General features: G+C 56.3%; 23 protein-coding genes and 2 tRNA genes. 1 reads left to right on the top strand and 24 read right to left on the bottom strand.

Annotated features, from left to right (window positions below; genetic code table 11):
* Positions 1-437: 437 nt before the first annotated feature.
* Positions 438-513 (bottom strand) — tRNA-Thr (locus tag VEI50_00800).
* Between the two features lie 100 nt (positions 514-613).
* On the bottom strand, positions 614-2629 hold the full coding sequence (locus tag VEI50_00795; GenBank protein ID HXX73649.1) for a caspase family protein: 2016 nt from the start codon (positions 2627-2629) through the stop codon (positions 614-616).
* Positions 2630-2667: 38 nt separating this feature from the next.
* Between VEI50_00795 and ubiA the strand changes: the two genes are divergently transcribed.
* The gene (gene ubiA, locus VEI50_00790; GenBank protein ID HXX73648.1) at positions 2668-3567 is read left to right on the top strand and encodes a 4-hydroxybenzoate octaprenyltransferase; all 900 of its coding nucleotides are present in this window, start codon (positions 2668-2670) and stop codon (positions 3565-3567) included.
* Between the two features lie 2 nt (positions 3568-3569).
* Here ubiA and VEI50_00785 read toward each other — a convergent pair whose 3' ends face one another.
* The 22 genes from VEI50_00785 to VEI50_00680 form a co-directional block, all read right to left on the bottom strand.
* Positions 3570-4571, bottom strand: a complete 1002-nt coding sequence (locus tag VEI50_00785; GenBank protein ID HXX73647.1) for a c-type cytochrome — start codon at positions 4569-4571, stop codon at positions 3570-3572.
* Positions 4568-5389, bottom strand: coding sequence for an ethylbenzene dehydrogenase-related protein (locus VEI50_00780; GenBank protein ID HXX73646.1), 822 nt, complete (start codon positions 5387-5389; stop codon positions 4568-4570). Before VEI50_00780 ends, VEI50_00785 begins: the two co-directional genes overlap by 4 nt.
* A 42-nt stretch (positions 5390-5431) precedes the next feature.
* Complete coding sequence (locus VEI50_00775; GenBank protein HXX73645.1) at positions 5432-6151, bottom strand: cytochrome c; 720 nt, start codon at positions 6149-6151, stop codon at positions 5432-5434.
* A gap of 9 nt (positions 6152-6160) precedes the next feature.
* Positions 6161-6784: a cytochrome c gene (locus tag VEI50_00770; protein ID HXX73644.1), complete on the bottom strand. Its 624-nt coding sequence runs from the start codon at positions 6782-6784 to the stop codon at positions 6161-6163.
* A gap of 80 nt (positions 6785-6864) precedes the next feature.
* Positions 6865-8718, bottom strand: a complete 1854-nt coding sequence (locus VEI50_00765) for a cytochrome ubiquinol oxidase subunit I (protein ID HXX73643.1) — start codon at positions 8716-8718, stop codon at positions 6865-6867.
* 25 nt (positions 8719-8743) lie between these two features.
* Positions 8744-9751 carry a hypothetical protein gene (locus VEI50_00760; protein ID HXX73642.1) on the bottom strand — a complete coding sequence of 336 codons (1008 nt, stop codon included), beginning with the start codon at positions 9749-9751 and terminating at the stop codon, positions 8744-8746.
* A 38-nt stretch (positions 9752-9789) separates the two neighbouring features.
* Positions 9790-10902, bottom strand: coding sequence for a cytochrome bc complex cytochrome b subunit (locus VEI50_00755; protein ID HXX73641.1), 1113 nt, complete (start codon positions 10900-10902; stop codon positions 9790-9792).
* A 6-nt stretch (positions 10903-10908) separates the two neighbouring features.
* The gene (locus VEI50_00750) at positions 10909-11841 is read right to left on the bottom strand and encodes a ubiquinol-cytochrome c reductase iron-sulfur subunit (GenBank protein ID HXX73640.1); all 933 of its coding nucleotides are present in this window, start codon (positions 11839-11841) and stop codon (positions 10909-10911) included.
* A gap of 1 nt (position 11842) precedes the next feature.
* Positions 11843-12649 carry a cytochrome c gene (locus tag VEI50_00745; protein ID HXX73639.1) on the bottom strand — a complete coding sequence of 269 codons (807 nt, stop codon included), beginning with the start codon at positions 12647-12649 and terminating at the stop codon, positions 11843-11845.
* Between the two features lie 38 nt (positions 12650-12687).
* Complete coding sequence (locus VEI50_00740; GenBank protein ID HXX73638.1) at positions 12688-14391, bottom strand: cytochrome ubiquinol oxidase subunit I; 1704 nt, start codon at positions 14389-14391, stop codon at positions 12688-12690.
* Between the two features lie 57 nt (positions 14392-14448).
* Entirely contained in the window at positions 14449-14958 is a 510-nt protein-coding gene (locus VEI50_00735) for a c-type cytochrome (protein ID HXX73637.1), read from the bottom strand.
* A gap of 185 nt (positions 14959-15143) precedes the next feature.
* The gene (locus VEI50_00730; GenBank protein HXX73636.1) at positions 15144-15635 is read right to left on the bottom strand and encodes a hypothetical protein; all 492 of its coding nucleotides are present in this window, start codon (positions 15633-15635) and stop codon (positions 15144-15146) included.
* A gap of 355 nt (positions 15636-15990) precedes the next feature.
* The gene (locus tag VEI50_00725) at positions 15991-16383 is read right to left on the bottom strand and encodes a hypothetical protein (protein HXX73635.1); all 393 of its coding nucleotides are present in this window, start codon (positions 16381-16383) and stop codon (positions 15991-15993) included.
* 68 nt (positions 16384-16451) lie between these two features.
* On the bottom strand, positions 16452-17468 hold the full coding sequence (gene hpnH / locus VEI50_00720; protein ID HXX73634.1) for an adenosyl-hopene transferase HpnH: 1017 nt from the start codon (positions 17466-17468) through the stop codon (positions 16452-16454).
* 212 nt (positions 17469-17680) lie between these two features.
* A tRNA-Cys gene (locus tag VEI50_00715) sits at positions 17681-17755 on the bottom strand.
* A 62-nt stretch (positions 17756-17817) separates the two neighbouring features.
* The gene (gene ispG / locus VEI50_00710; GenBank protein HXX73633.1) at positions 17818-19008 is read right to left on the bottom strand and encodes a flavodoxin-dependent (E)-4-hydroxy-3-methylbut-2-enyl-diphosphate synthase; all 1191 of its coding nucleotides are present in this window, start codon (positions 19006-19008) and stop codon (positions 17818-17820) included.
* Positions 19009-19024: 16 nt separating this feature from the next.
* On the bottom strand, positions 19025-20971 hold the full coding sequence (gene dxs, locus VEI50_00705) for a 1-deoxy-D-xylulose-5-phosphate synthase (GenBank protein HXX73632.1): 1947 nt from the start codon (positions 20969-20971) through the stop codon (positions 19025-19027).
* Positions 20972-21125: 154 nt separating this feature from the next.
* Positions 21126-22196: a DUF3187 family protein gene (locus VEI50_00700; GenBank protein HXX73631.1), complete on the bottom strand. Its 1071-nt coding sequence runs from the start codon at positions 22194-22196 to the stop codon at positions 21126-21128.
* On the bottom strand, positions 22171-23373 hold the full coding sequence (locus VEI50_00695) for a BamA/TamA family outer membrane protein (protein HXX73630.1): 1203 nt from the start codon (positions 23371-23373) through the stop codon (positions 22171-22173). The genes VEI50_00700 and VEI50_00695 overlap by 26 nt, the downstream gene beginning before the upstream one ends.
* A 17-nt stretch (positions 23374-23390) precedes the next feature.
* A complete protein-coding gene (locus VEI50_00690) occupies positions 23391-24041 on the bottom strand; it encodes an ABC transporter substrate-binding protein (protein HXX73629.1) in 651 nt (216 codons plus the stop codon).
* 43 nt (positions 24042-24084) lie between these two features.
* A complete protein-coding gene (gene mlaD, locus VEI50_00685) occupies positions 24085-24528 on the bottom strand; it encodes an outer membrane lipid asymmetry maintenance protein MlaD (protein ID HXX73628.1) in 444 nt (147 codons plus the stop codon).
* Positions 24529-24550: 22 nt separating this feature from the next.
* Positions 24551-25306, bottom strand: a complete 756-nt coding sequence (locus tag VEI50_00680; protein HXX73627.1) for an ATP-binding cassette domain-containing protein — start codon at positions 25304-25306, stop codon at positions 24551-24553.

Below are 25306 nucleotides of genomic sequence, written 5' to 3'. Positions count from 1 at the left end.
ATTGTTCGCTTACCACAGACGAAAACGGGAGAAGGGCGATGGGTCGCGCTGAACGGCACCGCCCAGGACGTGGCTTGGCGTCTCTGGCATGGGGATGGAGGCCCGCTGTTTCGCAGCGCGGCTGATACGCCCCTCAACCTAGATAACGTGCGCCGGGCCTTCCGGCGGGTGTTAAACCGAGCGAACCTTCGTTGTCGGCTCTACGACCTGCGCCATGACTTCCTCTCACGCGCGGCTTTGAAGGGGGTGCCCGTGTCGGTCCTACGTGCCTTGGCGGGGCATCAGACGTTGGCGATGGTCAATCGCTATACGCACCTCCAGCCTGGTTACATAGATAAGGCGGTACGGTTAGTAGAGGTGCATGAACCTGGTGACGAGCTCGTGACAACTCCCGGAGAGGAGCAGTCTGAAGAAGACTCAGAAGATATTGAAACTGCTGGAGCCGGCGACTGGAATCGAACCAGCGACCTGCGGTTTACGAAACCGCTGCTCTACCAACTGAGCTACGCCGGCAAGGAGAAGACGAGCGGAAGGCCAAGTCCCGGCAGATGACGCTCTGCATGATAGCGAGCGGATAGAGGCCTGTCAATGAAACAGAGACCCCGGCATCGCCCTACTTATACCGGGCCACGGGCTGGAGCCGGGACAGGGCCCCCTGCCCTGGACCAGGAATGCAGGCGGGTTGCTGCTCGTTGGCAAACTGCTCTCTGGCCATCTTGGTCACCTGCCCCCTGGCATAGGTGCAGAGTTCGCCCGCGAGGATCGTTCCATCCTTGTCGATATCGGCGCCGCCGCCGAGGCCTTTGAGGAGTTGATAGGTGAACAGCCCGTGTTGTCCGGGATCGTAGCGGTGCGACTCTTGGACAGAGCGGTTGCCGACCATCCACATCAGTCGATCTTTCGGTGAGCCCTCCGACTCCCATATCGGCGCCACCTTCGCGTCGGGATCCGCACCTGCTGCCGACTCGAGCGAGACATCCAACATCACGATTGCCCGTTCAACAGGAAGTTTTATCAACGCCTCCTGCAATCGACGAAGTGAGTATACGCGCAAACTCGACGAAGACGGACCATCGAACGGAACCAGCGAGACCGCCCCCGTCGTTCCATCAACAATCCCGAGTCCGGAGAAGTAGACATAGACCACGCTCGTCGGATCGACCTGTTGTGGAAGCCATTCTTCGAAAAGTTCTGCCATATCATGTTTGAGCGCCTGCGAATCCACTAACGTACGGACGCGATCAGGAGGGACGCCCACAATTGACTTGAGATACATGGCCATGACTTCAGCATCGCGAGCGGCGTATCTGATCCGCGACATGTTGGTATCACGGTATTGCTCCACCCCAATGGTAATCCCCACCGCTTTCGGTTGCTTAAGCTTCCCGGCCCGCTTCGGCAACTGATCGACATCGACGGGCAAGAGAGCCGCCTCTGCGTCGGACTCGGGTTTCATCGCCACCACAAACTTCTTTGAAGAGGGTATTTTCACCGACGTCGAGTTCGCCCGCAATGTCAGAATGAGCTCAGCTTGAATCGGATCCTTGACCGCTCCAATTGTTCCGTCCAACGTCACACGCTTGACCTCGCCTGCCTGTAACTCCCCGACCGTGATGATGCCGGAAAGATGCTCCGTCAAAGCCGGTGTGCCGCTGACCAGAATTTCCACTCCATGCACCGCACCGGGGCCCTCATTTTTCACCTCGACCTCCACAGCGATCGCCTCACCACCATGCAAGACGAGGTTCCGATTCTGATCACGCACGATCGCCCGGAACATCAGCGTTGTGGGTTCCTCGGAATGAGGCGGTGTCGGCACTTGTGTCGCTTCAGCCGAATTTGGCGCCGTCGGAGGAACCAGCGTCGGCACATCCGTAGAGCCCTGCACTGCCAGGGGCGGCGGTGGGCTGCCTGACGCCGCCGTTCGAGGCACGCCAGCCTTTCTCGCTGCAGCCTGCTCTCGGACCTTTGTCGACTCACCGAGTTGTTTAGCCATCCCATCGGTGACAGTCTCAACTACGTCTCGGAGAATTGGGTCGATCCCCTTGACCTGACAACTGCCTTCCGACACAACATCGACTTCGCCGCTGCTTGAGCTCTGCAATTTTTTCGAAAACAACACGGTGCCGTCAGTATCGGTGTACGCAAATTCTAGCCCAAGGGCTACTGTGACCGGAAAGCTCCGCTTCGCCTTTTGATAGATGACCAGGTCCATACGATGGAACCCCACTGCGACATCGACATAACCATCCACCGCAGGAGGTATCGATCCCTTTTCAGCTGTCACCACCTTCTCGAACACCAAGCCCGTCTTGCGTTTGATGGCCTCTTGCAAGAGATCGCCGATAGGAATGGATTGGGGTTGGCTGCAGGCATCCTTATAAGCCACCTGCGCGCCAGTCACACTGGAAGCATTGCGCAGCTGTACCATCAGCGGCAGGTAATACCCTGTTTTGAGCCCACTTCGACTCTGAAACAGAGAGCAGCCAACCACCAGGGAAGACAACACCACCACAACCACTATGGAGGCGCTGCAACGAAGGATCGGAGACACTCGTTCACCCACTTCCACAAATAAGCTTATACCGAAAAGCACCGGGCCGTCACAACGTTTCTCGATTATCCTCATGATTGACTTGGGAATTCTCGTCCGCTAAGGTCGGACGCATGCACGGGACTTGGCCAGCACAGTCGGCCTCGAACGCACGTATAGTACCACCGCTTGCCGCGTTCGGCAGGCTCATTCGACTGAAGAGCCAAACAGGCACGTTCCTCCTTTTATTACCGACCCTCTGGGCGCTGGTTCTCGCATCCCGTGGTCTCCCGCCCTGGCGATTGATGATCATATTTCTTATCGGCTCATTTCTTATGCGCAGCGCCGGTGTAGTGCTCAACGATCTCGCCGATCGTTCACTCGATCGACACGTGACACGCACGCAGTCTCGCCCTCTTGCTTCCGGTGAACTTACGCCGGGCCATGCGATTGCCATTCTGATCGTCCTTGTCGCACTGGCTGCCATGCTGTTGCTGTTGCTCGATCCGATGACCATCATGCTGAGCCCCATGGCGCTTCTCCTGGCAGCACTGTACCCCTTTGCCAAGCGGGTCATCCATATTCCTCAAGCCATGTTGGGACTCGCCTTCGGGTGGGGAACGATCATGGCGTGGTCCGCTGCGCAGGGGACCGTGACGGCTCCAGCCTGGTGCATCTATGCAGCCACGCTGTGCTGGGCGATCGGCTACGATACGATCTATGCGTTACAGGACCAGGACGACGACCGTCGCATCGGCATTAAATCATCGGCCATCTTGTTCGGCTCGCGGACATGGCTCGCGGTCGGTGTGGCGCTCGGAGGGATGCTTCTCTTCTTGAGCATCGCAGGATGGCTCACCCAAGTCGGATGGTTCTTCTATCTGGTATTGATCGCCGTCGGGTTCTTTTTCGCCTGGCAGATACGCCGGCTCCGACGCAACGTCTCGGCGTCAACAGCTCTGTCCATGTTCCAGCAACACGCGTGGATCGGAACGGCTATCCTGGGTGGACTGCTTGGCAGCTTGTTACTATAAACTCAGCTCGCCGGCTTGGCAACCGGCATATCGCCAGGTTTCGGCGCGCGTAACGTATTCAGGTACATGGTCACGGCCTTTGCATCTGCGTCGCTGAGCCCGAGGGCGGGCATCCGCGTCTCTGGCTTCATCGCCTGTGGATTTCTCACCCACCGATAGATCCAGGTCCCGTTGAGTCTGAAACCGGCTCGATCGAGCGCCGGCCCGACCCTGCCGCCTTCACCACCAACGCTGTGGCAACCGTTGCAGCCATATTTATTGGCATAGAGCCGCTTGCCGACTTCCGCCAGCTGCGCGGCCTGCTCAGGCTTCATGGTCAGATCGGGTCTGGCAATATGCAGACCTTTGCCTGGCCTCGACAAAAAATAATTGAGCGCAGTCTGAGCGGCATCGAGGTCTTTTTTCGCCTGTGCCATGGCCGCCTGCTCTTTCGCATAGACTGATTCATCGACATCGACGTTCTTCTTCTCCGCTTCGTCACTGGCTTTCTTTTCAGCTTCGTCGTAGGTGTTTTTTGCCTGATCGAATTTGCCTTGGGCGGCTTGAACGGCATCCGCGAGCTCCTTCTTGCGTTCCTCGACCTTAAACTCAAGCTTCATGCCGTGCAGTGTTCGCACATAACCAACGATGGCCCAGATTTCCTCCTCAGAGAGCGTGTATTTGAAAGTCGGCATCGTCGGGACGGCAAAGTCATCGTCGCCGATCTTGTCGCCGCCGGGGCTCGTGTCTTTCATGTCGCGCGAAATGGTATTGAAGATATCCTCGTCTTTGAACGTCGACATCTCGGATTTGTTGGAGAGATCCTTGGGCTTCGGATCGGGCATTGACGCCCAATTGAACCCTTCGTTCTGACGCCCACTTTCGCCGTGACAGTGCATGCAGTAATGGGCATAGAGCTCGTGCCCTTTTCTCTGTTGCTCATTGGCACAGCCTCCGGCGACCATGGCCCACACTCCGACCAGGCCGGCCACCGCTCCCAGTACGTGAAGTCGTGCGGCCTTCATGCTGACTTCCCTTTCTTGAGCTTGCGTATGAGGACGAATTGAAATCCCAATGCCAGCCCCACAGCCATGGCAGCATACAGATAGGCCGAATAGTCTGGGGGAGCTTCCGCGCGGAAATACCACCAGGACGACACGGCTTTCTGGGAACCCTTTTCCCTGAGTTCGCCGCTGGCGTCTTTTTTTCCATCCCACACGGCAAAGGCGATGTTGATGAATTCGCCGGGCTTCACTTGGACGTCTTCATCAACATGCTCGTTCGCCAGACTTCGGAAGAACACTACTTTCCACGTCCCATTCGCATAGACACCCTTGGCCTTGACGTCCTGATGCGCCTGCGCCTTGAGGGTGCCGAAGCCCTTGGCGTTCATATCGACCGCTTTGTTCTCTTTATTCTTCCAAAACCAGATATTAACCGGGCCGCCTTCCACCTGCGCCATCGGTTGGCCATGTGCAAAGTGGGCTTTCTTGTCTCCCACCATAAATTCGAGCGCCGCCGCATCATCGGGGTCTTCGGTCGGATCGGCATATTCCAAGAGCACGGCGAGTTGAGTGCCATCGTGGAGAGCCCGAACTTTGAGGTCCTTGACGGTCGCTTCTTGAATTCGGTTCTGCCAATGGACCTGCGGCGACAGCGGAAACTGCGCCTGCGTCGCGCCGTTCCAGGCCGCGGCGTTGGGATCGTCGACCGGGAGGCCGCCTTTGACCATCGTCGCCCTGACCGCCACACTCTCCTGAGCCAGGCCGATCGTCGTCCCCGCGAAAAACAACAAGGCTCCGATCCCTGTAACCGCGCTGCCCCACTGAATCCGTTGTCTCATTCCCCTGGTCATACGAGCCTCGTTACGAGTTCGAATTTCGTCTTACTCCCAAGTTCGAGGAGATTGATGGGCACCGTCGTACTCACCCATGATGATTTTCCAGATCCATTCATCCGGCAACTCGACTTCCCAACGCGGCATGGCGGATTTCCACGGCATGCCTTCGATAGGGAGGCCGACCCCGCCTTTCTTGATGCGCCAGAACAGATAGCTTTCCTGGAGCATGGCAATCGTCGTCGGGTCTGAGAAGTTTGCCGGAGGAGGATTAAAGCCACGCGACGCCGGGCCCTTCCCGTCGAAATTCCCACCGTGGCAGGGCGAACAGAAGGCGGCATAGAACCCTTTGCCCTGCATGATGTTGTCGGGGGTTTTAGCCACTGGATTGGACAGGCCGGTATATTCTCCCGGAGGAGCCGGGTGAATGGTCCGATTTTCAGCAGGTGGCGCATCGCTCTGCGCCGTACTCCCATACGTTTGCCACCCCACCAAGAGCGGGAACAGAATCAACACGGCGTAGCGGGCTGTCTGCAACGCCCCGATTTTTTCGCCGGTCAAAAATCGCTGGATCGGTCCCCAGAATGCATCCTTCGATTCTCCGCTTAACGTCGCGAAGATCACGATGCCCGTCGTCGTCAGCATGATATAGAGAAAGATCAAACTGGACGGCAGCGGGGCGGACCCAGGAATATTGGGTACGATGAATTTCAAGAACAGATAGATGAGTACGGTCAGGATGATTGGTTTCCCCAACGAGCCACCCATAGTGCCTCCTCAGCGTGCTTGCGCCACAGCCACTGGACCGGACTCAGCCGCTTTCACCGGGGCAGCAGGCGCATGGCCCGGCACTTCCAATTCTGACGGATTGACGGATATTGGCTCTCCGCTCATTTGCTGCAGGAATGCGATGACGGACAAGATTTCATTTTTGGTCAAGCCGATTGGATTCTTATTGATGTAGGGCATCCGCGCCGGATATTCCTTCGGCAGACCCTCATGTCGATAGTCGAGATAGATGTAGGCTTGCGGCTGCGTCAAGCTTTCAAAAATAAAATCGCGGCTCAGCTTGGCTCCGATACCCTTGAGGTCGGGACAGCGGGCCGACTCACTGGGGCCGATCGAGTGGCAGAGTGCGCATTGGCCTTTGCTGAAGAAGATCTTCTGGCCGATGGACGCCATGTCCGTCGGCGTTTTCACCGTCGCAATGTCGAACTTTTCTTCGGCGGGCGGCAGCGATGCCATCTGCGGCACTGCGAGCGCGACCAGCGAGAAAAGGCCGAGCACGATCGCTACGAATCCGATGACTCGAGCAAACTGCGCGCGAATGAATAACAGAATAACGATCCCGGTCCCGACCACCGAGAGTCCAATCAGCTGTAACAAGACGACTTCACTCATAGTCCCTCGATATGATTCGCGCTAACTGCCCGCCTTCAGCTCTCAGCTATCAGTTAAACCTGACGGCTGATTGCTGACAGCTATTGTTTATCCAACCCTTGTGACCCGCCCGCCATCGCCGGCAATGCCCCATGAGGAAGCCCGCCCTTGGCCGACCCACTGGGCGCTTTCCCCTTATCACCCATTGTCGCCACCCAAAAGATGAAGGCGACCAACAAACAGAAAAGGAAGGTGTTCAATGCCATGAACGCCGCCGCATACCCCAACGCCGGGGAGTAAGCATAGGGCGACGAGTCCCGCATCACGCCGTACACATGCCAATGGACGCGTGACGACGATCGGGCATACCCCATGAGCGTCATGAGCAGAATCACCATCACTGCGTTCAGGACAAGCGCATAACCCGCGCGCGGCGGCATCCGGCCCCACACCATCTCCGTCGTAGTCTTCGCGCTCTTGAGGAGCAGCGCAGTGAGCGGCGTAATCGTGAGCATGACGAACAGGACGATCAACACCTGCGACGTGGAGAAGTAATTGATGCGAATGATGGCGGGAACGAAGTACCCCCACACACCAAGGACAATCACCGCGATCGCCGCGATCACCAGAACCCCGCCCATCACCGACCTCGCCACCTTGGCCCAGGTCGCCGTCTCCTCCTTGCCTGCGCGCCAGTACATGATGAAGCTCATGAAGGTGACAAGGATCATGAGATTCGCCACCGTCATTTTCGCCGACATCACGCCGAAGACACCCAGTAACGGATGGTGCGTTCCACCCATCTTTCTCGCTTCTTCTAAGCTGGCCACCAGGGAGTGCGGGGTCATCCAGACACCCAAACAGAGCAACAGGATGATCAACATGGCCATGATGGGCTTCCGATACCTCATCTCGGAACCTGGGATGCGGTACGTGATCCCGAGCCAGAAGTAATAGTTCGCTCCTAGAAACAGCACACCGATCAGCATGGCCTGCAGGATGAACAGCCATGACAGGAAGCCGCCCATGAGCGTAATCCCCATCTGTTGGTTGTACTGATATACCTCGCGCATAAGCCAGTAACCGGCAAACGGCAACGGGAGCATTCCAAAAACTCCGATAAAATTTCCAACGTATCCCATCCAATCATAATGATCTCGTTCCTCGACCGCCGTCGCGGACAGATAACGGACACCAGCATAGGCGCCACAGATGAAGCCACCCAACACGACATTGGCGATCAGGCGGTGAATGTTGACGGGCCACCAGGTTGGATTCCACGTGGCCGCCCAGGCCCTGGCAATATCAGATCCCTCTGCGATCACCACCGGACTCGCCTGGAACGTGGCCCAGGAGTTCGGCACGATCATGATAAAAAATGCAAAGACGTTCAGCAGGAATCCCAAGAAGATATGGAACGTCTTCTTGCCGCCGTCCTGCATGGCATCCCACCCGTACCAATAGAGATAAAGCGTCACGGTTTCGAGCAGGAAGAGCAAGCAATAGACGATGAAGGACGGGAAGAAAATATCCGTCAGGTAGTTCATGAGCTTGGGATAGAAACCGATCAACAGAAACAAGAGGATGCCGCCGAAGAGTGCGGTCGTTGCGTAGGAAGAGGTCAAGAGCTTGGTGAATTCCTTCGCCAGCTTGTCGTAACGCTTCTCACCGGTCTTCCAGCCGACAATCTCGCAGACCCACGCAAAGATGGGGACGCCCAAGACGAACCCCGCCAACAGGAGATGGAGCTGTGCAATGACCCAAATGATGTTCCGGCTGCCGATCCCAGGAATGTCCCGATAGGCCGTCGCGGCCGCGGGGGCAACACTATCTGCTGCAAGCCCCAGTGCAGGGAGACCAAAGAGACCCGCTGCCAGCAACAGCACCGGGAGCATCCCACCGCGACCGCAACCGGTCTGGAGAAGCCGCCGAATCATTCCGTCCTGGTGTCGCATGGCCCTCACCTCATCATCTCCCGCGTTACGGTTTCTTGGGTGCGGGCTGAGCAGTCGCTTTCGAATCTGCCTTCGCCTCAGCCGCTTTTCCTGCTTTGCCTTTGCCCTTATTCTTTCCTTGCGTCCCTTCTTCAGCTTTCTTCTTTTCCAGTTCATCCAGTTGGGCAGTTAACTGCGTGATGAGCTTCTCATCCTTATTGAGCGCATCCAGCGGCTTGTACGGAGGCTGCGCTTTGACTTCGGGTTTCTTGCAACACTCGTGAGGATGCGGTGTGGTCACCGGCAGCGCACTCCAAAACAGCAGCGACAATACGACGCCCGTTCCTGCAAATGCCGTGAGCATCAGGCCTTGATCGGCCGGGACCCGCATCAGATCCCAGCGCATCACCCGCCTTTGATAGTTCTCCTGAGCCGGTTGAGCTCCGGTCGTCGCACTTCGAATGACTCGCCCGATGATGGATAAGCCGATTAACAACATGACGAGGAGCACGGCAGTGGAGACTGTTCCCCACAACGTCAATTCGATCCCGATTCGCTCGGCGATAGGAACCCATTTGAGCATCTCGGTTTCGAAGAGCGAATGCGCTGTGGAGATTCCCGTCTCCGTCGTAAACCCGACCACCAACCAGAGAATGGGAAGATAGAGCGCTCCAATTATGGCCGTCTTGATCCACAAGGACAGACCGATCCCATCCGGCGGCTCAAGCCGTAGGCGATCGAGAAAATACGTCCTCGCCACGACGCCATAGGCCCAGATGTCGATGGGGATGCAGAGGAGGAACAACAGCCCGATCCCGACTCCCTCGCCGATGTGCGAGTCGAGCCCCATCATGAGTATTGGCAAGGCAAATACCGTGACGGGGCTGGCCAACACCATGAGAAACCCCAGCCCAATTCTCGCCTCGAAATTGATGATTCCCATGGCGAGAAACAACAGCGCAAACGCGAGCTTGATCGGGAACCCGGTCCAGAAGGTGAACCAGAGGAGCTTCAACGCGAGTTTGACCGGTGAAGTGGTTTCTTGGTCAGTCATACCGTCATATCCGTCGGGCGCAGAGCAGTCTGTTTCTCTTAATCCAAGAACTCGCGGTTGATGATCGCCGACACCGTAAAGATCAGGATCGTGGCCATCACGACGATCCATCCGATCAATGCAATCGGCCGCTTAAAGATGTTCCGTTCCGGGTCGCGATCGATGAAGGGTAAGGCAGCCAGCAACGCCATGAACGCCCCAGGCAACGCGACGGCTCCTAAGAACTGCCCGAACTCACCGGCGAAAATCTTGAGCCGAAGCATCTGGAACAGGAACAAGAAGTACCATTCCGGCTCCGGATGGTAATCACCCGGGTCCGGCGTGGCTTCTTCAAGCAACACCACTGGCTCCCAAAAGGCCATGGCGCAGATCGACAAGAACACCGTCACCATGCCGACGATGTCCTTCCAAACCTGCCGTGGAAAGAAATAATCGCTCTTGACCTTGAGTTCTTCGACCGATCCACGGAAAGGCCCGGCCGGCCCAGCCTTGCGGAACAGAAAAATGTGCAACCCGGCCAGTCCCATCAGAGCCGCCGGGAGAATCATCACGTGGATGACGAAGAACCGGCTGAGCGTCATCTGACCCGGCGTCGGCCCCCCTTTGAGAAATCGCGCCATGAAATCGCCGACGACCGGCGTCTTGTCCATGATCTCGACACCGACAGTGGTCGCCCAATAGGCCCGCTGATCCCAGGGAAGCAGGTAGCCGGTAAATCCGAATCCCATGACAAGACCGAAGAGAGCCAAGCCGACCAGCCAGATCAACTCGCGCGGCTTTTTATACGCGCCCCACAAAAACACTTGAGACATATGTGCGAAGACACACACGACCATGGCGGTGGAGCCCCAGAAATGATAGCTCAGCAGAAACCAGCCATAGTCGACGTCATGGATGATGTATTGGGTGCTCGCATAGGCATGGTCGGCGGTCGGCACATAGTAAAACATCAGAAAAATACCGGTGACGGCCTGCATGATGAAGATGAACAGCAAGATGGAGCCGAAGATATAGGCCCATCGCGAGCCGCCAGGGACCGGCTCGTTCAGCATCTTGGCTTGAAGCGTCTTCAAGCCGACGCGCTCGTCAACGAAGGCGATGACTTTTTCGAGCGCGGTTGGCTGCGTGCTGGTCGAAGAAGACTCTTGCATGGACGTCTAGACGATCCGAATTTGCGCTTTAGTCCCGGCCTTGAATTCCATGTCGACGATCTGGACGTCGCCGCTGGCCGACACCTTGATCGGCAACGCATCGAGCGGACGCGGAGCCGGTCCGTCGAGAACTTTGCCAGCCGCATCGTAGATGCTCAAGTGGCACGGGCAAAGGAAGACCTGCCCGAGAAGTTTGTGTTGCCGCCACTTATAGCCGCAACCGAGATGCGGGCATTTGCCCGAGAATGCGATGTAGGGCACCTCTTTTTTGTTGACCCACACGCTCATGCCGGTTGCATCGCGGAATTCCATATCCTTGCCCTGATAGACCTTCTCCAGCACCGCCGGCGTCGCCTTTAGGATCCAGACGTTCTTTTCGATTTCGGCCTCGGGCATGTAGGCTTCCTTGACCTTTTTCTTGTACTTAAATTGGACTCCGATGTCTTCCTGCTTGATCTTCCCAACGTTGCCGATCTTCAGCCAGGAATTGTCAAACGGCTGATACATCGGCTTCATCAGATACCGGAGGACGGGATAGGCGATCGGCAACCCGATCAAGAATCCGATCGCGTGTGTGAAGTTCATGAAGAACGTGCGCCGCTTGACGCTTTTCTCCAGTTCGGGGAATGGCACTAAGACTTCGCCCGGCGTCACATGAATATTCTCTTCAAGATGCGCGATTTCCACTTCGTGCGTCGTGACAAAGTCCTCGCGCTTGAACGCGGGGAGGGCCAGAATCTCCGACGCAGCAGACCGAAGCTCCACGAGATGATCCGAGACGGACTGCACGTGTGCCATCGCGACTTGCCGCTCGCCGCTTCCGTTCATGGACACGACGATGTGGCTCACTTCGCGGGACAACGGGTCCATGATGACCCGCGTGACTTCTCCGATCTCGCGATCCGCTGCACGAACTTTGGACTTGAGCTTGGGTTGCATACTACTTTTTCTTGATCGGCTTCGGCGTGTTCACCGAGGTGTTCTTGAACGTGACCAGCCACGAGGCGAGCGCCTCGACGTCCTTTTCCTCCATAAGGTCCTTATATTTGTCCGGCATCTTCTTCTTCTCGTATTCCTTTTCGAACCCATCTGCCATCCAGCTGCGAGGGTCAAGGATCTTCTGCTTTATATCTTCGACCGTCATGTAGCTGCCGATGTTGTCGAGCTCAGGGCCGCGCTTCTTTCCGCCCTCCCCTCTCAACTTGTGGCAGTTGTAGCATTCTTGTAATTGCCACTGATCTTCGCCCAACTTGAGAATGTCGCCTCCGGCCGCTCCCGAAGTGGACGTGGGGCCTCCGGCCCCTCCGGCTCCTTGGGCAGCCGGTGCCTGATCGCCTCCCAACGCCTTGATCCGCTCGGCCAGCGCTTTTGCTTGTTCGTCCAGTGCTTTGGCTCTAGCGATCAACTCGTCGGCCTTGCCCTGTTCAGTCGCGGCCCGTTTGGGCTTCAGGATTTTTTCGATCTTGCCCTTCTCGTCCTCCGGATCGTACTGCGGCCAGAGCGACGCTCCGGCGATGTAGGCAACACAGAGGACGATATAGAAGACCAGGAGGGCACCCAACGCCTTCACACCACTCAGGGGCTTTAGCGAGGGCGCATCCAGCAGGATGAAGACCACAGCGCCGAGGATCGCATAGGCAAAGAACATCATCTGGAAGACCGTTGGGAACTCGAGCGCCTTCGTGACTCCGAACAGCACTCCTCCCACGACCAGCCCGATCACCAACTTCTTAATCACGTTACCCATAGAGATCCCTTTTCCTTAGTGGGCGTTCCGAACCGGATTCACTTGGCCCCGGCAGGGGCCGGACTCCCCTCCGGCGCATGTCCTTTCGCTTCAGAAGGCCTGAGCGTGACGAAGATAGCGAAACTGACGACCACATAGAAAGCAACGGTGATCGCGGTAATCCACCAGGCAGAATAGGCCAAGGTCGGCGTAAATGATTCTGCCGTGAAGTCCGGGAGCAGATTGTAGGTGTGAAAATATTTCCGCAGCAGCGATCGAACCGCTCCCATCAACCCCATCGTCCAGATGGCGCTGAAGGCCAGGAAGACCAGGACGAACTGCGACGCGAAATCGATCTTGCCCCAGACGATCGTACCTTGACTGATGGCTCGGTTATAAATGATGTAGTTCACGACCGTGACGAAGACTAACGTAAATGCCGCGGAATTCTTGGCCGGCATCAACGCTAGAAAATTCCAATCCGACGGCAGCTCGAGTTCGGCCACTAACTTGGCACCGGTCGGGACGAACCCGTGTGGAGTCAACCAGATCGCGTCCCCAACCACGACCATCAGGAAACCGACTTTGATGACCGTGCGGGAGGACACCGTCAAAGGGATGAATCGGCCGAGCACCACGGGAAGGAGAGTCAACGGGATTAGGATCGCTAACGACATTGGATCAGGGACAGGGAATCGATCCCAGGCCCACGTCATCACAAAAGGCAAAGCCACCATCACAATCGGAGCAAAGATGGTCATCCTCACCCGTTCCACCCCCTCGATGCGTTTCATGCTGAGCCAGATATAATAATTGCTGGCCAGGAAGATAAGTCCCACCATGGCCCCTTGCATCTCGAAGAACATGGAGAGCTGGTCCGCCATCATGTACGGACAGATCGAGGCATCGTAGTCACACAATTCGTAGGCCAGCAGATAGCCCATGAAGGGGAGGAACAACAACGCACCGACACCGATCAGATTTCCGACAAAGCCCATCCAATCGTAATAGGCCCGTTCTTCCTCTTTCTTCGCCGCCATGTACATGTAGGCCGCAACCAACCCCGTGATGAACCCACCGAACGTCACATTGCCGACGAGACGGTGTAGATTCATGGGCATCCAACTGTAGTTATAGATCTTGTCCCACAGCGTGGCCGTCGCAAGAAACTCGGCAGGGGACATGCCTTCCGCTTTCACCGGTGTGTTCATGAACGATGTCGGACCGTCAATCACAAACAAGGTAATGGTTCCGACCAGATTGAGCAGGACACCCAACGCGATATGCCGGGCCTTCTTCTCCCCTTTCCAGGCATCCCAGGAATAGAAGTACATGTAGAGCAGAATCGTTTCTCCAATGAATAAGAGCGGATAGACGACTGCGAAAACGAGAAAGAAATGATTGATCAACCAGGTGGTGAACTGCGGATAGGTCGCCAACAGGACGAAGATAAACAGTCCGCCGGTGAGGGCGGTCATACTGTAGAGAATGACCGTGACCTTCATGACCTCCTTCGCCAGACGATCGTAGCGAGGATCCTGTTTCCGGTACCCCAACCACTCCGAGATGACGACGAAGATGGGAGCACCGAGGATGAAGGCGGCAAACAGGATGTGGAGTTGGGCGACGATCCAGACCGCGGTGCGGTTACCCGTGTAGGGAAACTCCACCGGAGGCGCCCCGGGAGCCTGGGCATATGCCGCTCCTCCGAACAGCGCCACGAGCGCACAGAGAGCGAACAGACTACGCTGCCATGTTTTCATGATGTTTCGCCGCCCTCCTCCCCTAAATCGACATTCGACCGGCGCTTGCTGTCTTGATTACTTCGCCGTCTCTGCTGACGCCACTGCGATAGTGCCCGCGTCAGCCCATAGCTTCTTTTCAACGTCCCAAGCCTTTCCGGCCAATCCGAAATTCCGCTCGAACAGCATCAGCTTCCATCGGTCATCCTCGGAGAGCTTGCTCTTCCACGCCTTCATCTTCGTGTTGGGCACGCCTTCGGAAATGCGCCAGAACCAGACGGAATCGGAATAGAGCTTCATGCGTTCACCGTTGCGGAAGTCTCGCGCGCCAGCCTTGACCGGTTTGCCGTCTTTCCCGTGACAGCTGGCACAGTTCACATCCGGATTCGTTTCGCCGATGAACAGCTTTCTCCCTTCTTCCATCTTCGCTGCATCCGTCCACCAACCGGCCGGCATATGTTTGTCGGCATATTCAGCAGGAGCTGGCGGCGGAGGAACAATCGGCCCTTCCCCACCTTCTCCGCAGCCCACCACGGCCCATCCCAATCCCAGAACTATCGCCAGCTGTGCACACGTCATCTGCTTCATATCGATCCCTCGCTCCTTATAATAAATTGAGAATCAAAGGCGAAAAAAAGCGCTTTGACCGGGGCAAAGCTGCCCCAGCAAAAGCGCCGATCCTTAACGCATCCCTTGAAGCCACGCGCAGACTCTCCGCCACTTCAACTGACCGATCCGGCGAGGTGCACATCAGCCCCACGGACCGCCATCGGTTATTTCTTGCGTTTCCCTTGCGATTTCCCCCGCTTCTGTTCTTGCCTTCGCCACGAACGAACCATCTTCATGCACACGAACCCGCCAACGGCCACGGCTCCGGCCCCTAACCCAAGAAAAACCCACACCGGAGGACTGTTCACATCGTGAATACAGCCGGTCCCGAAGTTCACCTGAACTTTTCGTTCCGTCTCCAGGTCTTTCGGATCAAATTGTATCTTATGATCTTGCTGCTCTCCTTTGGCTTCCACCAACAGTGGATCGCCAAGATTGTCGTTATGAAGATGAAACGTCGCCTTATAGTACCCATCTCCATCGGTTTTCACGATCTGACCGTAGGAGACCTTGGTATCCTTCACCAAGACATCGACATTGGCGCTGCCTTTTCCATCGGCGTCACAGACGAACCCCTCGACCGTGAACCGGTGGTCGGCTTCATGCGTCGCCGAAACGACAGAAGGGAAGCCGCCCAGCCCAATTGTTCCTATCACGGCGGCAAGCACGCTCCGCCGCAACTGAATCCCCCTTGTTTGGTTGCACCTCACGTACGCGACGTTACCGATTTTCTGCCGGTGAGTTTCCGCTTGCTCCCTCACACAACAGAACAGCTTCTCTGAGCAGGCTCGCCTAATTTTAAGGCCGACCCTTTTAGCATGGGGCTTCCTGTTTGTCAACGAGAGGAGGCGCGAAGTTACTGTAAAAATAAGCACGTTTCCAAGGACTTGGAAATAGCAGTGTTCTTGACACCCGACTTCATTCGCGCAGCCAAACTGGCGAAATTCTTCCGAAGTGGCTCGGGAAGCGTGTGGGATATGAGAGGACCAGATGCGAACGGTGGTGAAAAGCTTAGAGATGCCCTCGGGCCTTCGCCTCGGTGGCCACGCGTTCGGCTTCAGCCCGTCGTTCTGATTCTTTTTTTGCCATCCACGCTTCCCATGACTTGCCTGTAGCCGTGTCTTCGCCGGTAAAGGCAATCGCGGCAATGTCACCGTAACGAACGATGGCGGCATTCGAGTTCTCGGCAGGAAACAATTCGATGGTAGATTCTGATCCCGCCAGGCGGCGATTGAAGATGTAGCCACACAGTGATTCGCCCGATTTTAACGACAACGTCACGTCACCCCGATAGTCGAACGCGAGTTCAACGGCCTCGGCAACTTCATCGAATGAAGCCGGCCTGAACACTCTTCCCTCAAGGCCTCCACCCTGGCCACCACTGTGGTTCTTCGTATCGGTCATTGAATAGCCATAAGGCGTGAAGCGTGTGTGAAGAACACCAAGTTGCGGAAGAACCTTCACGCGAGGTACTATCGGGACGTGGGGAGCAAGGTCAATTTAACGGTCCGACTGAAGCCTGAAACGGAGCCGAAAGTATCCTCCACCGCAGAGGCTTCATAGCCGCAATGCACCATGCAGTCGGCGCATTTTTCGTTCCGCCCTGTACCATAACGATCCCACTCGGTCAGCTCCATAAGGTCACGAAACGTTTGTGTATATCCTTCCTGCAACAGATAACAGGGTTTTTGCCAGCCGAATACATTGTAGGTCGGATTCCCCCAGGGAGTGCATTGGTATTCTCGCCGGCCCATTAAGAAGTCCAAAAACAACGGAGACTGATTGAATCGCCAGCTTCTCTTGGGGCGGCCGAGAATCCGCGAGAATAATTCCCGCGTCCTCGCGCGCTTCAAGAAATGCTGCTGGTCCGGCGCCTTCTGGTAGCTATAGCCCGGAGAAATCATCATGCCTTCCACACCGAGCTCCATCATTTCGTCAAAGAATTTCCGCACACGCTCCGGATTGGCATCGTCGAACAACGTCGTATTCGTCGTCACACGGTGACCCCGCTTGAGTGCCGCCTTGATCGCCTTTAACGCGATGTCGTAGACCCCGTCACGGCACACTGCTAGATCGTGTTCGTCGCGCAACCCGTCCATATGGACGCTGAACGTGAGGTACTTCGAGGGCTTGTATTCATCGAGCTTGCGCTCCAAGAGGATGGCGTTCGTGCAGAGATAGACATACCGCTTTTGATCCACGAGCCCTTCAACAATCTTGGCGATCTCCGGATGTATCAACGGTTCGCCGCCCGGGATACTCACGATTGGTACCCCGCACTCCTCCGCCGCAGCCCAGCATTGCTCCGGTGTCAGCCGCTTGTCGAGGACGTGATCAGGATATTGAATTTTTCCACAACCAGCACAGGCCAGATTGCAGCGGAACAACGGTTCAAGCATGAGCACCAATGGGTACCGTTTCACCCCTTTGAGCTTCTGGGTGAGGACATACTTTGAAACCGTCAACATCTGAGAAATCGGAACGGCCATCCAGTTTTCCTTCTCTTGACGCTGTGCTGTAATGGTGAACGGCTATGGGTGGGAGTCTGGCTAGTAGACCCCTTCAGGTTCAGCTGGATTCTAACATCCCACCAATTACTCGTCAATTTACGAGGGAGTCACCTCTAACCGCCGAGGAAGCATGTTACGAAAATCATGATGATCCCGAGTTGGAATGCCGTCAGCACGCATGAAGCGCGATTTGGAGGCGCCGAGCGGGTTCGAACCGCTGCATCGCAGTTTTGCAGACTGCTCCCTTACCACTTGGGTACGGCGCCTCGCGAGGGCGGCATTATAGTCTGGGCAAGGGGCACGGGGCTAGTGGTGAGGGGAGAGTGGACTACCGCTTATTTGAAAGGACGGGAATTTCTTTCCCGAGCGTCGACGGCTGATCGGAGTGAGGAACAACCGGCTCCCACTCGGAATGGGGCTGAGTGGCTGATACCGCCTCGCCGTTTCCTTCGGCTTCTTTTTCTTTTGCGAGAATTTCAACTTCCCGAATCAGGGTATCCATTAATTCGTCCATCGGCACCTTGCGAACCAGCTTGCCCTTCTTGAAGAGAATTCCCTTTCCTTCTCCGCCGGCAATGCCGATGTCAGCTTCTTTCCCTTCACCGATCCCGTTGACGACGCAACCCAGAACCGACACGTTGAGCGGTGCCTTGATATGTCCGAGCTTCTTCTCCAATTCGTTGGCCATTCGAACGACGTCGATCTCGACCCGCCCACAAGTCGGACAGGCGATGACGTTGATCCCTCGATGCCTGAGTTCCAGCGACTTCAGAATTTCAAATCCCACTTTCACTTCCTCGACTGGATCGGCCGCCAATGACACCCGCAATGTGTCTCCAATCCCCTGCGAGAGCAAATAGCCCAGCCCCATCGCCGACTTGACGGCTCCGGTCATGGCCGTCCCAGCCTCGGTAATGCCGATGTGCAACGGATAATCGGATTGATGAGCAAAGAGCCAATAGGCGTCGATCGCGTGATGAACGTCAGACGCCTTGAGCGACACCTTCATGTTGGTAAAGCCGACGTCTTCGAGTGCGTGAACGGCGTTGAGGGCCGATTCAGCCAATGCCTCGGGCGAGGGCCATCCGTATTTATCCAACAGGGGTCGCTCGAGCGAGCCGCCATTGACTCCTACCCGAATCGGAATCCCGACATCGTTGACCGCTTTGATCACTTCCTCGACTTTCCACCAGGCGCCAATATTACCGGGATTGATCCGGACACAGTCGACGATTTCAGCCGCCTTCAGAGCCAGCCGGTGATCGAAATGAATGTCCGCAATCAACGGTACGGTCATGGCGGCTTTGATCTTGCTCAGGACATTTGCCGCTTCGACGTCCGGCACAGCGACGCGAATCACTTCGCATCCGGCCGCTTCGAGCTGGCGAATTTGCTCGATCGTCGCCGCGACATCCCGCGTGTCCGTCGAACACATCGACTGGACGGATACCGGAGCATCCCCTCCGATTTTCACTGGACCGACTTTGATCTGCCGTGTTTTCCGTCTGGTGATGTGCATGACGATCTAGTCGCAGCTAGCTGCCTTGCTCGTCTCCGTGCGGGAGATGGTCTGTCAATGCCGCACCAGTGAATCGGTCTCTGGCTGCCGGCGTTTTGCCGATGAGTTCCTTCACGCTCTGGTAGATTCCCTCTGCCGTCAAACCGTACCGCTCGCGCAGAAGATCTTGAGGCCCCTGTTCGATATACCAATCAGGCAATCCGATGACTTTCGTCGCCACATCCGTAACACCGGCCTCCGAGAGGGTCTCGAGCACGGCTGAGCCGAACCCGCCCATCTTGCATCCCTCCTCGACGGTCACAACATAGCGGACACGCTTGGCCACGTCCACGATCAACTCACGATCCAGCGGTTTCACGAAACGTGCATTAACGACCGCTGTCGACACGCCGTCCTGGCTCAACCGTTCGGCGGCTTTCACCGCTTGCCAGACCGGCACACCGATCGCGATGATCGCGACATCGGTTCCCTCCCGCAGCACCTCGCCTTTTCCGATCGGAAGCATATCCATCCGCGAATCCATCTCGACACCGAGGCTGACTCCGCGCGGATATCGGACCGAAGCAGGCCCATCATACCGGAGAGCGGTCTTGAGCATGTGTTGTAATTCGTTCTCGTCTTTCGGCGCCATGACCACCATGTTCGGCACGTGTCGAAGATAGGCGTAGTCGAAGGCGCCGTGGTGCGTCGTCCCGTCCTCCGCGACCAACCCTCCGCGATCGATGCACAACGTGACCGGCAGATTCTGGGTAGCGACATCATGCACCACCTGATCGTACGCCCGTTGCAAGAACGTCGCATACATCGCAACCACCGGCCGTAACCCTTGAGTCGCAAGGCCTGCGGCAAACGTGACCGCGTGCTGTTCGGCAATCCCGACGTCATACAATCGCTCCGGAAATTCCTTCTCAAAGATGTTGAGGCCGGTTCCTTCGCACATCGCTGCCGTGATCGCCACGACTCGTTTGTCTTCGCGGGCCAACTTGACCAATGACTCGATGGCAATCTGCGTATAGGACGGCCGCGCCGCCTTCATGGCCAGTGCACCGGTTTCGCGCACGAAGGACGGACAGGCATGAAACCAGACAGGGTTCTTCACCGCCGGCTCATAACCCAACCCTTTTTTGGTAATGACGTGCAGCAAGACGGGGCCCTTCATCTTCAATACATTGTCCAAGGTGGGAAGCAGGTGGTCAAAATTGTGGCCGTCGATGGGTCCGGCATACTGAAACCCGAGCTCTTCGAACAAGAGACCGGGAAGGATCGCTCCCTTGGCCAACTCCTCGGCCCGCCGAGCGAGCTTCTTCATGTCAAGGCCGATGCGAGGAATCTTCCTTAATAATTGTCCTGTCTCCTCTCGCATCTTCGTGTAAAACTCCCCGGTGAAGGTGCGATTGAGGTAGGAGGAAATCGCCCCGACGTTCTTCGAGATAGACATTTGATTGTCGTTCAAGATCACCAGAAAATCTTTTCCCAACCCGCCGGCATGATGTAAACCTTCCAGTGTCATTCCCGCCGTCATTGCTCCATCGCCGACGACGCAGACGACTTTGTGCTTCTGTCCCAACTGTTCACGGGCTTCAACCATCCCGAAGGCCGCCGAGACGCCGGTACCGGCATGGCCGGCGTTGAACGTATCAAATTCACTTTCTTCCCGCTTGCAGAATCCGCTCAACCCGCCGTATTGCCGAAGGGTATGGAAGCGTTCGCGCCGGCCTGTGAGCAGTTTATGGGCATAGGCCTGATTGCTGGTATCCCAGACGATCTTGTCCTTCGGGGTGTTTAGGAGGTAATGCAAGGCGACGGTGAGTTCAACGACCCCCAAGTTTGACGCGAGGTGGCCTCCCACGTTGGAGACCACACTGATGATTTGCTCCCTGATCTCCTGGCAAAGTGTGGGAAATTGCACAGGCGATAGCCGCTTCAGGTCGGCTGGGCTGGAAATGCTCTTCAAGATCGACATACACCGCACTCCTTTGCGTGAAAGTAAAGGCCTGGTGACAAAAGTCTAGGTTCAGACAGGCTCAGACGAAGCAGCAAGGTGGCTTGTTAGCTGGCAGATGTCAGTTTCACATACAAACCCCACACTGTCAAGCGGTTAGGTCGTTAAGTTACTTTCAGCGTCGGCCTGGGTCTGATTCAAATCGATAGGTGACCACGGTCGAAAGGGTAAAGTCCGCAGCGCTCCCGGTTATAAAATCCACATTTTCGACAGCATAGACCTGCCAGAGCCAGTGGGGAGCCATGCGATAGCTGAACCCCAGGACTGTTTCCGTCACGCCCTTGTCAAACACGTCTGAGCCGGTCCCGTGAAAGGGTGTGGAATAGAAGTCGAACTGGGCGGTGATCGAGAAGTTCTCCGACCACAAATACTCCGCGATCGCCATAGCAGACAGGGTCGGCTGCAAAGAGAACCCCGCTATAGTGCCTGTGGGCAAGACACCATTAAGATTGGCATATAGGACAAATCGTCCCGCCACAAGCTTCTCTACCTGCAGACCCAATCCAAAATCGGGACTCCCGCTTCCGAAAAATTCGGCCTGATTTCCTGTCGGTAACTTCACGGCGCCTCTCAGTGAGACAGCGGGTGTTGCCGCAGTTTCGGTGACGAGCTGATACTTGCTCACGAGCATGGTATCCCCCAGTCCGCTCGCGCCGGGACCTCCGGTCATGACTGTTTGTCCACTATGGGTCACATTGAATGCAAAGTTAGTGTTGCTGAGCGCTGCGCGCGCTGGGGACAAGCCGGTCGTTACGCGCTCGACCTGTTTGATGGCCCCATCCATGAATCCATCCCAACGGTAGAGCACCGGCACTTCGAGGCCTATCTCCAATTTCTCAGTGGCACCGTACCGAAGGAAGAGACCAGACCGCAGGGTCTCGAACTTCACGGTGACCGTGGTCTGGGGAGACCCACTATCGAAGATGCTCGCCGTCTCGGCCAATTCCAGCCGCAAGTCCAACGTACCTGGTTTGACGACTGTGGCGCGGTCACCCGGGAGGCTCAAGACCAGCTGTTGAAAGGGTTGAAAATTCCGGACTGGGAATGGACCGAACCCTTCGGCCCACGCGAGCCCCGATGGTTGACACACGATGATCAACATTCCTGCCATCAGACAGGAGGACGAAAAGAGATGGCTGAACTTGTCCTTTCGTTTCACATCAATACGGGAAATCCAGTCCGGCAAATACCGCTCCCCCCTCTTTACTGAACCCATAATCGACTCGGCCCACGACGTTGGGCCTGACGATCCCGCGGAATCCTAGACCGGGCGTGACTCGGTAGTTTGTGAAACTGAGGTCTTGCCACTTGCTGAAGACCTGACCGGTATCCACGAAGGGCGCGATCTCGAAATCGGCCATCACACCTGCGATCTTGGTTCGCGCCACGTGGAACCGCTCCTCCACGCTGAACGCGAGCAGATTTTTATCGATATAGCGGTCGACGCCATATCCGCGAAGATTGTTTTGTCCCCCTAAGGAACTCTGTTCGAAGAACGGGACCTGATCCCCGATCGTCGCTTGGAGATCGGCGCGGACAACGAGGATGGCGCGTTTCGATTCACTCGGCAAAAGTTTTTTCACCTCCAACTCATAGCGAGAATAGACTGGGTGTTGGCTGTTACTGGTATTCTGATTCAACTCGGCATAGGCGTTTACGGCCATCCCATCGGTGGGAGTCACGAGGTTGTTGCGCGTATCGTAATGGAAACTCGCACGATGGCCGATGATCGTGGTGTGCCCCTGAACGCCGGGGACAGTCGGAAACACGGTTCCGGTGAAGGGAAGATCTGTCGCGCCTTGTTGCAATTCTACATCGCGAACTCGCTGGCCGATGGAAATCTGCGTCACTTCATTTGCGTAGATCCCAAATCGCCAGTTCCCCCTGATTTCCCGAGCCGTATAGTTGGTTTGCTCGTCTTCGTTGGTAGAGTCTCCCAATCCAAAGAACCGCGCGGTGGCATTCTTAAAGAAGGTCCCTCCGAAGTTCAGAAAATAACGTCCGCCGCCGAATGCGGGATCCGTATAGTCGAAGAGCACCCTTCGTTCGATCTTCTCGGCAAAGGATCCGATGAATCTCATCTGCCGCCCGCCCGGCTCGTACCGAAACACATTGATGATGCCTTTATTGCCAACGATCGAGTTGTTGATAAACATGGGGGCGACGATGTAGCGGAGTTCCCCGTCTGGATCGGTAATCAGGATGGGGACGAGCAACCCTGCATCGTTGCCGTCGTTCTTGCTGGTGGATACGGAAGGGATCGGGAAGTACTGCGCCTCAGCTCCTACGTTGTTCGGACACGTAACGGCACTCGCCGCCACAACTACCAGTACAACGGCGACAAAGCCGCGAAGGTTGTACATGGACGTTCCGGACGGAGCTATGGAGAGCTGACGTGATTGGATTTCTTACGAAGTTGCTCGACTAAGTCTGGGTAGCCTGAAGAACGGAGAATCTTGGTAAATTGTCCTCGATAGTTATTCACAAGACTCACGCCGTCCACCACCACGTCGTACACACGCCAGTCACCGGACTTGTTGAGCAATCGGTAGTCGAGCGGGATATCGGTTTTCCCGGTCTGGACCTTTGTGCGGACTTCGGCATAGTCCTTTTCCGTGCGTTCGTTGATGTAAAGGACACCCTCCCCCGAATAGGTCTCGATCTTGTCGGCATACGAACTGACCAAGAGAGATTTAAACAAGCCAACAAACTCCTGTTTGTCCTTATCGGACAGCGTATTCCACTGAGCCCCCAGCGCCCGTCTTGACATCTCTTGATAATCGAACCGATCGCCGACGACTTTCTCCAGCAGCTGCCTCCGCTCATCGGCCTTCGCCGGTTGTTTCAACTCCTTGTCGCGGAGAATTCTCAGCACCTCGTCAATCGTTCCCTTCATCGCATCCGTCGGTGGGCCAGCGTAGGCCATGTCGAACGACAATCCGGCAAGGAACAATGTCGCCACAACTCCGAGGCCACACAAGCATGCCAGGCTTCGCCGTAACCAGCGATTCACCATTTGCATAGGTGTCATAAGAGTTCCTCTTCCGCTCGGTCCTGCCGTTACCGGCCGCAAATCACTGTACTTTACCATGAACATACTGGCTCACCAACTCCTCAAGGTCGAGGCCCGACTCCGTGTCTCGAATCATATCCCCGGGTTTCAACGGGTCACCTCCTCCTCCCGGAGAAAGCTGCAAGAACTTCTCGCCGATAATACCGCGCGTCTTGATGGAGGCGATGGTGTCGGAATACAGCTTCACGCTGTTGTTCACCGTAAGCAACACCGCCGCCCGATCGTCCCTCAGCGTGATGCCTTTCACTCGCCCGACTTCCACGCCGGCGATCTCGATGGATGCCCCTGGCTTTAAACCGGTCGCCGTATTGAACTGGGCCTCGACCTCGTACACATCCCCTCCGATGAGCTCCAACTTGCCCAGCTTGATGGAGAGATAGGTCAGACACGCGATCCCGGCCAAGACGAAAATGCCGACGACTAGCTCCAGCTTGGCTTTTTCCATGATAAACGCTCCTTCGTTCTAGTTACCGGTCGTGGGCCGCCGGCATCGCAACAGTCCCTCCAACGGAAATAAATTCTCTAATCTCTTCATCGGTGGTCTGTTGAAACTCTTTCGCCGGTGCCATCGCAGCAATCTTTCCTCTTCGTAGCATCGCCACCCAATCGGAGATGCCAAATATCTCCGGAATCTCGTGACTGACCATCACGGCCGTAAATCCGAATCGACGCTGGGTCGCAACGATCAAGTCGTGAATGGATTTGACCATCAGCGGATCAAGGCCGGTCGTTGGCTCGTCAAACAAAATGATCTCTGGCTCCATGACCAACGCACGGGCGAGTCCGGCGCGCTTTCGCATCCCTCCGCTCAGTTCGGCAGGGAACTTGTGTCCCATGCCGTTCAACCCAACCTGATCGAGCTTTTCCTCGACGCGCTTCGTGACATCATGCCCTTTCATCCGCAGCTTCTCCCGCAGCGGAAATGCTACATTGTCAAAGACCGTCAAAGAGTCGAAGAGCGCAGCTCCCTGAAACAACATCGCGAAGCGTTTCCGAACGTCATTGAGTTTCCTTCCCTTCAACCGCGATATCTCCACGTTGTCGACCCAGACCTCTCCGCGATCGGGCTGCAATAGACCGATCATGTGTTTCAGCAGGACGCTCTTGCCTTCTCCGCTCCGCCCGATCACCGTCGTGAGTTTCCCCTGTGGAATGGACAAATCCACTCCCTGCAACACCGGCTGTCCTCCCAACGTCTTCTCGACCCCGATCAGTCTGATCAT

The organism is Nitrospiraceae bacterium, from assembly GCA_035623075.1.
Lineage (GTDB): Bacteria > Nitrospirota > Nitrospiria > Nitrospirales > Nitrospiraceae > DASPUC01.
The sequence above is the reverse complement of the archived record's forward strand: the minus strand, read 5'-3'. Positions and strand labels throughout refer to the sequence as shown.